Annotated in this window: 11 protein-coding genes; 2 read left to right on the top strand and 9 right to left on the bottom strand. The window is 70.2% G+C overall.

Features of this window, described 5'->3' with window-relative positions; all coding sequences use genetic code 11:
• Positions 1-23 precede the first annotated feature (23 nt).
• From ACLII4_RS14145 to ACLII4_RS14170, 6 genes are all read right to left on the bottom strand, one after another.
• Positions 24-332: a 4a-hydroxytetrahydrobiopterin dehydratase gene (locus ACLII4_RS14145; RefSeq protein WP_412068045.1), complete on the bottom strand. Its 309-nt coding sequence runs from the start codon at positions 330-332 to the stop codon at positions 24-26.
• Between the two features lie 3 nt (positions 333-335).
• Positions 336-2,129 (bottom strand): sodium:proton antiporter, encoded by a 1,794-nt coding sequence (locus tag ACLII4_RS14150; protein WP_412068046.1) that lies wholly within the window; start codon positions 2,127-2,129, stop codon positions 336-338.
• Between the two features lie 15 nt (positions 2,130-2,144).
• Complete coding sequence (locus ACLII4_RS14155) at positions 2,145-3,764, bottom strand: complex I subunit 4 family protein (protein ID WP_412068047.1); 1,620 nt, start codon at positions 3,762-3,764, stop codon at positions 2,145-2,147.
• Positions 3,765-3,797: 33 nt separating this feature from the next.
• Positions 3,798-5,945, bottom strand: a complete 2,148-nt coding sequence (locus tag ACLII4_RS14160; protein WP_412068048.1) for an NADH-quinone oxidoreductase subunit L — start codon at positions 5,943-5,945, stop codon at positions 3,798-3,800.
• An 87-nt stretch (positions 5,946-6,032) separates the two neighbouring features.
• Positions 6,033-6,332 carry an NADH-quinone oxidoreductase subunit NuoK gene (nuoK, locus tag ACLII4_RS14165; protein WP_412062711.1) on the bottom strand — a complete coding sequence of 100 codons (300 nt, stop codon included), beginning with the start codon at positions 6,330-6,332 and terminating at the stop codon, positions 6,033-6,035.
• A gap of 62 nt (positions 6,333-6,394) precedes the next feature.
• Positions 6,395-6,898, bottom strand: a complete 504-nt coding sequence (locus tag ACLII4_RS14170; RefSeq protein WP_412068049.1) for an NADH-quinone oxidoreductase subunit J — start codon at positions 6,896-6,898, stop codon at positions 6,395-6,397.
• A 299-nt stretch (positions 6,899-7,197) separates the two neighbouring features.
• Here ACLII4_RS14170 and ACLII4_RS14175 point away from each other — a divergent pair, with 299 nt between their 5' ends.
• Together ACLII4_RS14175 and ACLII4_RS14180 are read left to right on the top strand one after the other, a co-directional pair.
• Entirely contained in the window at positions 7,198-8,301 is a 1,104-nt protein-coding gene (locus ACLII4_RS14175) for a lysylphosphatidylglycerol synthase transmembrane domain-containing protein (RefSeq protein WP_412068050.1), read from the top strand.
• A complete protein-coding gene (locus ACLII4_RS14180; protein WP_412068051.1) occupies positions 8,298-9,350 on the top strand; it encodes a DUF72 domain-containing protein in 1,053 nt (350 codons plus the stop codon). The genes ACLII4_RS14175 and ACLII4_RS14180 overlap by 4 nt, the downstream gene beginning before the upstream one ends.
• 80 nt (positions 9,351-9,430) lie before the next feature.
• Here the strand turns inward: ACLII4_RS14180 and ACLII4_RS14185 are convergent, their stop codons facing one another.
• From ACLII4_RS14185 to ACLII4_RS14195, 3 genes are all read right to left on the bottom strand, one after another.
• Complete coding sequence (locus ACLII4_RS14185; protein ID WP_412068052.1) at positions 9,431-10,099, bottom strand: helix-hairpin-helix domain-containing protein; 669 nt, start codon at positions 10,097-10,099, stop codon at positions 9,431-9,433.
• A gap of 157 nt (positions 10,100-10,256) precedes the next feature.
• Positions 10,257-10,910 carry a YceH family protein gene (locus ACLII4_RS14190; RefSeq protein WP_412068053.1) on the bottom strand — a complete coding sequence of 218 codons (654 nt, stop codon included), beginning with the start codon at positions 10,908-10,910 and terminating at the stop codon, positions 10,257-10,259.
• A 157-nt stretch (positions 10,911-11,067) separates the two neighbouring features.
• Positions 11,068-11,769 (bottom strand): RluA family pseudouridine synthase, encoded by a 702-nt coding sequence (locus ACLII4_RS14195; protein WP_412068054.1) that lies wholly within the window; start codon positions 11,767-11,769, stop codon positions 11,068-11,070.
• Positions 11,770-11,984: the final 215 nt, after the last annotated feature.

The raw sequence follows: 11,984 nt of genomic DNA on the forward strand, positions 1-11,984 counted from the left end.
GCGGGTGGTGGAGCGGGCGCCGGCTAGCGGTCGGCGGGGGCCCACTCGTTCACGCGGGAGGCAAACTGGAGGTCGGTGTCGGTCACGCGGTTGCCCGCGTCGTGCGTCGCGAGCGCGAGCGAGACGTCGCCGTAGACGTTGCGGATCTCAGGGTGGTGATCCATGGCCTCGGCCTCGAACGCAACGCGCGTCAGGAAGGCGAAGGCGGCCCGGAAGTCGGGGAAGCTCAAGTCGCGGGCGATCCGGTTGCCAGACGCGTCGCCCTCGCGGCGCCAGCCCGGGGGGAGGGCGGCGTCGATGGCGGCGTCGGAGAGCGGCGTGCGAGCGGGCATCGGCTAGAAGCGGAGGAGGACGCCGGCGGACTCGATGACGGCGGCAGCGGCCTCGGCGTCCACCGGGTGCGGGAGGACGTAGCCCGAGAAGAACACGAACCAGACGACGATGTAGATCGGGACGAGGATCGGGATCGAGTACTTCACCATGTAGGCCACGAACGACGGCGTGTCGACGCCGCTCGACTCGGCGATGGCCTTGACCATGAAGTTGGGCCCGTTGCCGATGTAGGTCAGCGCGCCCCAGAACACCGACGCGACCGAGATGGCCTGGAGGTAGAACCCCTCGGTCGAGGTCGCCGAGAAGGCGGCCACCATCTCTGGCACGTTCACGTCCATCCCGAACTTGCCCATCGCCGCCGAGAGGAAGCTGACGTACGTCGGCGCGTTGTCGAGCACGCCGGACAGGACGCCCGTCCCGAAGTAGAAGCTGCTGACGCCGAGCGCGTCGGCGTTCTCGGCGGCAAAGGCGCCGATGAGCGTCAGCGCCGGCTGCATGGTCAGGAAGATGCCGATAAAGAGGAAGCCGACCTCCTTGATGGGCTCGAAGTTGAAGTCGTTGCCCTTGAGAATGGCGTGGTCGGCCGTCTTGTAGGCCAGGAAGGCCACGGCCCCCATGATCACCTCGCGGATGCCGAACGGGAGGTGGAAGGTGCCGACCAGGTCGAGCGGCGTGCCTGCGAGCGCGGGGATCACCTTGGGGTCGATAAACACGGCGGCGATGACGACCGCCAGCCACGCGAAGCCCACCTTGCCCTCGATCTCCAGCTTTTTGGGGTTCACCCCGGACCGACTCAGCTGGATCGACGCCTCGTCGGCGTGGATGTCGTCGACGTCCTGGACGCCCGGGGCCTCCGGGACGGCGTCCACACCAGGGAGGTCGCCAGGGGCGACGTCCGCCCCGCCCGCCTCGGCGGCGCCGCGCACGCTCGTCGCCTTGTTGCGGCTGTCGATGACGAAGAAGACGGCCGCCAGCAGCAGGACGGTCGGAAGCCAGATGTACCAGATGTTGACGACCGTCCAGAAGAACGGGACGCCGCGCAGGAAGCCCAGGAACAGCGGCGGGTCACCGATCGGCGTCAGCGCCCCGCCGACGTTCGAGACGATAAAGATGAAGAAGATGATGTGGTACGCCTTCAACCGTCCCGCGTTGAGCCGCATGTAGGGGCGGATGAGCAGCATCGAGGCGCCCGTCGTCCCGATGAAGTTGCTCAGCACGGCGCCGACCAGCAGCAGGACCACGTTCGCCTTGGGCGTCCCGGCGAAGTCGGTCTTGATCAGGATGCAGCCCGACGCGACGTAGAGCGAGCCCAGGAGCGCGATAAAGGCGAAGTACTCTTCGGCCGCGTGCAGGATGGGCGTCCCGTTGCGCAGGACCGCGAGGTAGTAGAGGGCCACGAGCAGGCCGAGCCCGCCGGCCACCTTCGGGTAGTGGTGGTGCCAGAAGTGCGGGTAGAACAGCGGGCCGGTCGCGATCATCCCCAGCAGGAGCGCGAACGGGATCACGAGCCAGACCGGCGGCATCGGGCCGTGGTCCCCGCCGTCGTCGCCGTGGCCTTCGCCGTCTCCGTGCTCTTCGTCCGCGATCTCGCCGGCCGCGCCGATCGCCGCCGCGTCGTCGCCGATGCCGAGCGCCTCGACGCTCGGCGGCGTCTCTTGAATCTCCTCGGCCGCCTCGACGGCCGCCGCGGGCGCCTCAGAGGCGGGCGTCGGCCCGTCAACGGCGTCCTGCGCGTGTGCTAGCGGCGACGCCAGCAGGGCCAGGGCGAGCGCGAGCAGCGGAGCGATCCGGGACATATCGGTGGGGTGGGATTAGGGGGCCGGATCCGCCACAGGCGCGGGCGTCGGGACGGTCGCGACCTCGGCGGGCCACGAGACGGGCACGACGACGACCTCGCCGTCGGCGGCCTCGACGGCCTGGGCCTTCGCGATCGACGTGTCGAGCAGCGACTGGACGGCGCGCTCGGACTTCTCGAGGAACGGGGCGGGCCAGAAGCCGAGCAGGAGCATCAGGCCGAGAAGCGGCACGAGCAGCCCGATCTCGCGACCGTTGAGGTCCTTCATCGTCGCGTTCGCCTCGTCGGTGATCTCGCCGAAGAACGTCCGGTAGACCATCCACAGCAGGTAGACCGCCGCGAAGATGACGCCCGTCGTGGCGACGGCGATCAGGAGCGGGTTGCCGACGGTCGGGGAGTTCCACGAGCCGATCAGGATCATGAACTCGCCCACGAAGCCGTTGAGGCCCGGGAGGCCCGCCGACGCGAACACGCTGAAGAGCATCGCGAAGGTCAGGATCGGGACCGATTTGGCGATCCCGCCGTAGTCGGCCATTGCGCGCGTGTGGCGCCGCTCGTAGAGCATCCCGATGATGAGGAACAGCGCGCCGGTCGAGATGCCGTGGTTGACCATCTGGATCAGCGAGCCCTGGAGCGCGACGACGTCAAAGGCGAATAGGCCCAAGACGACGAACCCGAGGTGAGAGACGGACGAGTAGGCGACCAGCTTTTTGACGTCGGTCTGGGCGAACGCGACGAGCGCCCCGTAGACGATGCCGACGACGGCCAGGATCGCGACCGGCATCGCGAGCTCGGCGCTCGCGTTCGGGAAGAACGGGATGACGAACCGGAGCAGGCCGTAGGTGCCCATCTTCAGCAACACGCCCGCGAGGACGACCGAGCCGCCGGTCGGCGCCTGCGTGTGCGCGTCGGGCAGCCAGGTGTGGAGCGGGAAGAGCGGCACCTTGATGGCGAACGCCAGCCCGAAGAGCCCGAACAGCCACATCTGGGTCCCGATCGGGACGCCGAAGCTGGCCAGCTTGTACCAGTCGGTCGTGAACACGCCGCCGTTGACGGCGTCGCCGGCCGCGAACCCGAGCCACAGCACGCCAACCAGCATCAGCAGCGAGCCGACGAGCGTGTAGAGGACAAACTTGACGGCGGCGAACACGCGGTCCTCCCCGCCCCAGATGCCGATGATGAACACCATCGGGATCAGGGTCAGCTCGAAGAAGACGTAGAACAGGAAGACGTCGAAGGCGGCGAACACGCCGAGCACGCCGGTCTCGAGCAGCAGCAGCAGCGCGTAGTAGCCCTTGTGCGCCTTGCCGATGTAGGTCCACGACGACAGCACGACGATGGGCCCGAGCAGCGTCGTCAGCAGGATCAGCAGCAGGTTGAGCCCGTCGACGCCCACGAAGTAGGTGATGTCGACGGCGCCGAACCACGGGAGCCGCGTCGCGAGCTGGGGCGCGAGCGCGGTCGAGACGGACGCGTCGAACCCGAGCCAGAGCCCGATCGAGACCACGAACGTGACGACGGTCGTCGCCAGCGCGGCCCAGCGGACGGCGTTGACCGACGGCGCGAGCAGCAGCGCGAGTGCGCCGAGCGCGGGTAGGAAGATGACGAGCGAGAGCAGCCCGGGGAAGTCAGCCATTGAGTGTGAGCCGGAGAGGCGCCAGAGCGGGCTTTAGACGAACAGAATGAGGGCGACGACGCCGACGACGCCGATCACGATCGCGAGCGCATACGTCTGCACGGCGCCGGTCTGGACCAGGCGCAGGCGGCTCGCGATCGTGCGGACGCCCTTCGCCAGCCCCATCACGCCGCCGTCGACGACGTTCTCGTCGAACGGGGCGAACACCTTGCGGGCGCCCTCGACCGTCGCGCGGACGACCGTCGCGTTGTAGACGTCGTCCCAGAACCAGACGCGGCTGGCGCCGGCGTAGACCCAGCCCATGCCCTTGCGGACCTTGCGGTCGGCCTCGGGGCCGCGCTTGCCGAACCGGAGCCCGAGCCACGCGAAGGCGACGCCGCCGATGGCGATGGCCGCGCCGAGCGCGAGCAGGCCCCAGGCAGCGCCGGCCGGAGGAAGGATCTCGTGGTGGAGCTCGGCGACCGGGCCGCCGTAGTCGGCGCCGAGCCAATGGTGGAGCCAGCCGCCCACCTTGTAGAGCGCGCTCTCCTCGCCCAGCGCCTTCGCCATCACGGGCGGCAGCCCGATCCACCCGCCCACGACGGACAGGCCGGCGAGCACCCAGAGCGGGAACGTCATCGTCCGCGGGCTCTCGTGCGCCTCGACGTCGAGGGCAGCGGGCCAGCGCGGCTCGCCCTCGAACGTGAGCAGGTAGGCGCGCGTCATGTAGATCGCCGTCAACAGCGCCGTCACCAGGCCGACGGCCCACACGAGGTAGCCCACTAAATGGCCGTCGTAGCCGTACTCGAAGGCCTTGAAGAGGATCTCGTCCTTGGAGAAGAAGCCCGACAGGCCCGGCAGGCCGGCGATCGCGAGCGTGGCGATGAGGAAGGTCATGCGCGTCGACGGCATGTACTTCTTGAGCCCGCCCATCGTGCGCATGTCCTGGGCGTCGAACGGCCCGTCGTACGGGAGCGGGTTGTGGCGCAGCGTGTTCTGCGACGCCTCCGAGTCGTGCGGCGTGTCGGCGTGGCCGTGGCTCTTGGGGATCACCCCCTTGTGCTCCAGCTCGTGCTCGACGTGGTGCATCGCGTGGATGACGGAGCCCGAGCCGAGGAACAAGCAGGCCTTGAAGAAGGCGTGCGTCATCACGTGGAAGATGGCGACCCACCAGGCCCCCACGCCGACGGCCAGGAACATGTAGCCGAGCTGGCTGACCGTCGAGTAGGCCAGCACCTTCTTGATGTCGTTCTGCGTGATCGCGACGGTCGCCGCCATGATGGCGGTGAGGGCGCCGACGATGGCGATCACCGCCATGACGCCCGGCACGGCGATCACCATGCTCGAAAGACGGGCCAGCAGGTACAGCCCCGAGGTCACCATCGTCGCGGCGTGGATCAGCGCCGAGACCGGCGTCGGGCCGGCCATGGCGTCCGGGAGCCAGACGAAGAGCGGGATCTGGGCGCTCTTGCCCGTCGCGCCGATAAAGAGGAAGAGGACCACCCAGGTGCCGATCGACCACCCGAAGAGGGCGGGCGCGCCGAAGAGCGCGAGCGTGTCGGGGCTGAGGATGGTCGCGAAGTCGAGCCCGAAGGGGCCGACGAAGCCCGGCGCCCCGGTCACCGTCTGGTAGATGAGGAACATCGCCAGCAGGAAGGCGAAGTCGCCGACGCGGTTGACGATGAAGGCCTTGTTGGCGGCGGCGGTGTTCTTGAGGTCGGTGTACCAGAACCCGATCAGCAGGTAGCTGCACAGCCCGACGCCCTCCCACCCGAGGAACAACACGGGCAGGTTGTCGGCCAGCACCAGGTTGAGCATCGCGAAGATGAACAGGTTGAGGTAGGCGAAAAACCGCCAGTACCCCGAGTCCCCGTGCATGTAGCCGATCGAGTAGATGTGGATCAGCGAGCCCACGCCCGTCACGATCAGCGTCATCAGCAGCGACAGCTCGTCGATGCGGTACGCGAAGTCGACGCGCAAGTCGCCGGCGGCCATCCAGGTGAAGTACCGGGCGACCTCGGCGTTCTCGAACCCCAGGAACAGGACGACCGTGACGGCAAAGGGAACGGCGACGGCCAGCGTGCCCAGCACGCCGATGAGCATCTCGCGCTGGCGGTAGGCCGGGGCGAACAGGCCCATCATCCCGTTGAACGCGGCCACGAGCAGCGGCGGGAGCAGGATGAGCCGGACGAGGAGTTCCATCGGGAGGGGACTTGGGACTGAGGGGACTAGGGACTGGGAAGGCGCAGCGGCCGGGGTCCCTAGTCCCCAGTCGCCAGTCCCGGGGCGCTAGCCCCTAAACAGGCGCAGCTCGTCGATGTTGACGGTCAGCTTGTTGCGGAACATGGCGATCACGATCGCGAGCCCGACGGCGGCCTCGGCGGCGGCCACGCTCATCACGAAGAAGACCAGGATCTGGCCGTCGACATCGCCGAAGGCCTGGCTGAAGGCGACGAGCGTCAGGTTGACCGCGTTCAGCATCAGCTCGATGCTCAAGAACACGACGATCACGTTGCGCCGGAGCAGCACGCCGAGCACGCCGATCGTAAAGAGCACGGCGCTCAGCGAGAGGTACCAGGTGAGGTCCATTCGGGTGTCGGTTGTCGGGGATCGGTGTTCGGCGTGGCCCCGGGGGCCGCGGCCGACAACCTCTACACGAAGCGCTTTTTGGCGAGGAGGACGGCGCCGATGGTGGCCGCCAGCAGCAGGGCCCCGATGATCTCGAGGGTGAAGGCGTGGCGCGTCAGCAGGGCGATGCCGAGCTGCTCGACCGAGATCGGGTCCGGCGCGACGACGGCGGCCTCGGTGGCGGGCGGGGCCACACGGCCCGCGACGGCCGTCAGAAGCAGCGCCAGCACGCCGACGGCGGCGACGAAGGCGCCCGCTCGGGACCACGTGATCGCGCTCATCCGGGGCGTCTGCTCCAGGTTGAGGAGCATGATCACGAACAGGAACAGGACCATGATGGCCCCGGCGTAGACCAGCACCTGCACGACGCCGATAAACGCGGCGTTGAGCGACAGGTAGAGGCACGCGATGGAGATCATCGTCGTGACCATCCACAGGGCGCTGGCGACGGGGCTCCGCGAGACGAGCATGCCGACGGCGCCGGCCACCGCGAACACGGCGAACACGAAAAAGAGAAAGGCGTCCACGAGGGGTCGGGTGAGGGAGGCCGAGGCCGGGCGTCGTCGCCCGCAGAGGGACCGCCAAGATACCGGCCCCCACACGCAACGGACAACCGGGCTGCCCCCGAGGGCCGCGCCCCTCCGATGCCGCCCGGCCGGATCGGATCCGCAGTGCCACGCGGGCGGTCTGGCGCTCCACCAGGGGTCGGGTTCTCGCACTCTCTTCGTCTCCAGCGTGCCCGCCCCGCCAGATCCACTAGCGATTCGCCGATCCGCGCACCTCCGGGACGGGGCGCCTCGTAGCGGCCGTCTATCTTCGCGACCGCATGGACGTCCCGGCTCCCCTCCCCTCTCCGTCGGCCTCGGCCCCGCCCCCCCGGCGGTTGCGCAAGCGGGACCTGCTGGTGCCGGTCGCCTTGAGCCTGGGCGCCGTCGGCGTGATCCTGTGGTTGACCTACGAGCCCGGCGCCTTCGCGACCGTCCGGAGCACGTTCCGCCCCGACATCTTCGCGCTCGCGATCGGGGCGCTCGCGCTGCAGATCACCGCCGGCGGCCTGCGCCTGCGGCACGTCAGCCGGGGCACGCTGACGGCGGTCGGCGGCTTGCGGGCCCAGCTCACGTGGGACTTTATGAGCGCCGTCACGCCGTCCGCGATGGGCGGGGCGCCGTTCGCGGCCTTCTTCATCGCCAAGGAGAACGGCGTCGCGTATGGCCAGATCACGGCCGTCATGCTGTTCACGATGCTGATGGACCAGCTGTGGTTCGCGATCCTGATCGTGACGCTGTACGTCTCGGCCATCTGGCTCCCCGTCTTCCCCACGGCCCTCGGCGCGGCGGGCATCGGGACGGTCGCCGCCTACCTCGGCGGGATGCTGATCTACATCGGGTTCTTCGCCTACGCGACGCTCTTCCGGCCCGACGTGTTGGAGCGCGTCGCCAACCGCGTCGTTCAGTTCAGGTGGCTCCGCCGCTTCGAGGACACCGTCCGGCGCGAGACCCGCAAGCTCCGCCAGCAGGCGACCGTCCTTCGGGGCCAGCCGTTCTCGTTCTACCTCCAGGGCGCCGGCTACACGATTCTCTACTGGACCGGTCGCTACGGGATCGTCTTTTTGGTCGCCCTCAGCTTCTGGCGCGAGTTCCGGCACGTCCTGTTCGTGATGCGAACGGCGGGGCTGTGGCTGGCGGGGCTCGCGATGCCGACACCGGGCGGCTCGGGCGGCATCGAGGCGCTCTACATGCTCTACCTCGCGCCGCTCCTCCCGTCCGGCTACGGCGGCCCGGCGCTGCTCGCGTGGCGCGCGGTCGCCTACTACGGCGTGCTGACGCTCGGCCTGTTCGTGGCCGGCGGCGCCGTCCGCTCCCTACTCGCGGGCGAGACGCCGCCCGCTGAGCCCGTGGCTCCCACTCTCCCCACCGACGACGCGCCGTGACGCCCCGCCCCGTCGCCGACCGCCGCGCCGAGGCCGACCGCTTCGACCTCCGGCGCATCCACCCCGTGCTCCGCTTCGGGTCCGCCTCGGACCGCTACGCGGCGTGGATCGACCAGATCTACCCCCGCGACGTGTGGGCCGGCGAGGTGACGACGCGCAAGAAGTCCATCGGCGGCCAGCCGTTCGAAGAGCGCCTGCTGCCCGTCGCGTCCGTCGAGGACTACTTCCAGCACTTCGGGGTGTTGGAGATCGACTTCACCTTCTACCGGCCCCTCCTGGAGGCCGACGGGAAACCGTCCTCGAACCTGTTCACGCTGGAACACTACGCCGACGCCGCACCCGCGAACGCGCGGTTCGTCCTCAAGGCACCCCAGCAGTTCTTGGCCCGCAAGCTCCGCCGCAAGGTCGACGGCCGGTTCCAATACGTCGAGAACCCGGACTTTCTGGACGCCGAGGCGTTCACGACGCGGTTTCTGATTCCGGCCCAGCGCAAGCTCGGCGTCAAGCTGGCGGGGATCATCCTGGAACAGGCGTACGAGCGGGCGGCCGAGAGCCCGCCGCCCGAAGCGTTCGTGGCCGAGTGGGACCGCTTCATCTCCGAGGTCCCTGAGGCCCCGTACCACCTCGAAGTGCGGTCCGCGCATCAGCTCTCGCCCGCCTACCTCGAGTGGCTGGCGAACCGCGACCTCGGGTTCTGCTTTTCGCAGTGGCAGTGGCTCCCCCCGCTCATCGACCAGTGGGCCCTCGCCGGCAAGCGGTTCACGTCCGCGTCTGGCGAGGCCATCGTCCGGCTCGTCCAGCCGCGCGACATGGACTACGCGACCTCGTGGCGGCTGGCGTACCCCTTCGACGGCCCCGCCGCCGGGCTGAGCGACACGGCCGCCGCCCGCCGCATGATCGACGAGACGACGGCGCTGATGCACCAGGCCGCCGAGGCCGGCGTCGTCCTCAACGTCATCGGCAACAACCGCGCGTGGGGCAACACGCCCGACCTCGCCCGCACGCTCGCGCACCGGTTCTTGGACTTCGCCGAGCGCCGCGGCGCGTGAGGGCGCCAAACGACAGGGCCCGCCCTAGCATCTAGCCAAGGCGGGCCCCATCGCATCGTCTGCGGTCCGTCGTCCGCTCGCTACGCGGCCGCGGGCGGGAAGAGCGAGTAGATCGTCGCGATCGGACGCTCCTCGGCGACCGGCGCCTGGGGCTCGGACACCTCGGCGACCGCCTCGGCCGCGCGCTCGGACGCGATCTCGGCCCGGCGCTGAACCGCCGCCAGCTGCGCCACCTGGCGGCGCAGGCGACGGGCGCGGCGACGCGCCGAGCGGTTCAGGATCGAGTTGAGCTGGAGCCGGATCGCCTCGGTCCGCCGGGGCCCGACGCCGTCGAGCGACATCAGCCGCCCGTCGTGCGCCGCGCGCTCGAGGTCCGCCAGCGACCGCACGCCGAGCTCGTCGACGAGCCGCTGCGCGAGTCGGTCGCTGACGCCGGGGACGGTCGCCAGCAGGGCCGCCGGGTCGCTCGTGCGGAGGAGCCGGTCGCGCAGGCCGATCCGGCCGGTCTCGATGTACTGCGCGAGGTGGTGGGCCAGGCTCACGCCGATGCCGGGCAGCTCGGTCAGCGCCTCGCGTCCGCCCTCGCCGTAGAGCCGGGCCACGGGCTCGTCGAGGTCACGCACCATGGCGGCCGCCTGGAGGTAGGCCTGGATGCGGTACGGGTTCGGCTCGCCCTGGCGCACGAGCACCTCGCCCATCTGGTCCAGGGCGTCGGCGAGTTCGATGTTGGTCGGTCCGATCGGGAGCATGGGATCTCAGGTCAATGTGGCCCAAGATGCGACGACGCAGTGCCACCTGTCTGTCACACGAACATCCCTGTGGGACAGTCGCTTGCGCCGACCCCGACGGACCCGATGACGCCGCCGTCTAAGCCCTTCCGAAGGGCCTCGGCGGGGCGCCTCTCCCCTACTCGAACTGCGCCCGGAACGCCTCCATCTCGGCCCGCAGCCGCTCGACCTCGGCCTCCAACTCCGTCACGCGCTCCGCCAGCGTCGGCCCGCCCGCGACCGGGACGGTGTGCTCGTCGTCGTCCCCGTCCTCTGCTGGCGCCGCGGCCTCCACGTCACCCGACAGCGTGTGCGCGTAGCGGTCGGCGGCCTGGCCGGGCGCGCGGGGGAGCTTCACCACGAGCGGGTCGTCGCGGTCGCCCAGCATCCACAGCGCCTCCTCGGCGTCCGACACGCTCGCGAAGTCGGCGAGCCGGGCCGTCCGCGTGCGGATCTCGCCGGGCGTCTGGGGGCCGCGCAGCAACAACACGCACAGCGCCGCCAGCTCGCGCTTCGAGAGGTCGAGCGAGCGGTCGAGGTTGTGCCGGAACTTGGCGACCCGGTGGCCGGCCCCGGCCGTCGTCCCCGCCAGCCCGCGCCGCATCAGCCGCTCGGCGGCGTCCTTCACCTCGCGCTCCGAGTAGTCCGTCACCGGCTCGCGCGACGACTTCTGGTTGCACGCGGCGACGAGCGCGTTCGTGCTCAGCGGGTAGTGGTCGGGCGTGGCGAGCGCCTTTTCGACGAGGGCGCCCGCGACGCGGGCCTCGACGGCGTCGAGCGTGGGACGGGACATGGGGGGGGGACGGGGGACGGGGGACGGGGGACGGGGGACGGGGGACGGAAGCTGGCGGCACCCGCTCGCGAGCGCAAGTCGAATCGGTCGTCGCTGGCGTCGGTCGTCGGTGGTCGGTTCTCGGTCCTCAGTTCTTGGACCTCGGTCCTCGGTCAGCCTACCCCATCTGCGGCATCGCGGGGGCACTCGCGACGAGCCCGGCGATCTCGCGGTCGAACAGGCCGCGCCAGGCGTCCGGTGGGGGCGCCGTGAACGTCATACCCTCGCGGCGCGTCGGGTGGTCGATGGCCAGCGACCACCCGTGGAGCGCGATGCCCCGGCCGTCGGCGAACGGCGGGCCGTCGCCGTACCGGAGGTCGCCCACGACGGGCGCGCCGCGGGCCGCGAGCTGGGCGCGGATCTGGTGCTTGCGGCCCGTCTCCAGCGTCACCTCCACGAGCGCGCGGCCGTCCGCTCGGGCGAGCGTCCGCCAGCGGAGCACGGCGCGCTTGCCCCTTCCTTCGGGTACGACGCGCACGCTCGTGCCCGAGTCGTCGAGCCCGTCGACGGCCTCGCCCGCGTCGGGCAGCCGGCCCGTCACGACGGCGAGGTAGCGCTTCTGGGGGGTCCGCTGGCGGAACTGCTCGCTGAGCCGCCCCGCCGCCTTCGAGGTCCGGGCCAGCGCGAGCACGCCCGAGGTCGGCCGGTCGAGCCGGTGGACGAGCCCGACGAACACGTTGCCCGGCTTGTCGAAGCGCTCTTTCAGGAATGCCTTGGCCCACGTCACCACGTCGGTGTCGCCGGTGATGTCGCCCTGCGCCAGCATCCCGGGCGGCTTCGAGACGACGAGCAGGTGGTTGTCGAGGTAGAGCGGGGTCACCGCCGGGCGACGGCGACGGCCGGCGGCCGGTTCCGCCTCCCCCGTCGGGAAGGTACTGGGGCCCGGTGATGGAGGGCGCCTCGCTGGACCTCCTACTCGCGGCCGCCTTCAACGCGCCCTCCCAGCCGCGAGTACCTCCTGCACGCAAAGTGGGGGCAAATCCCTGGAACGGGGCCACTGCGCGCCTACAAACGGCTTGTGCAAGCCTGCAAAAT

It is taken from the genome of Rubrivirga aquatilis (assembly GCF_046845665.1).
GTDB lineage: Bacteria > Bacteroidota > Rhodothermia > Rhodothermales > Rubricoccaceae > Rubrivirga.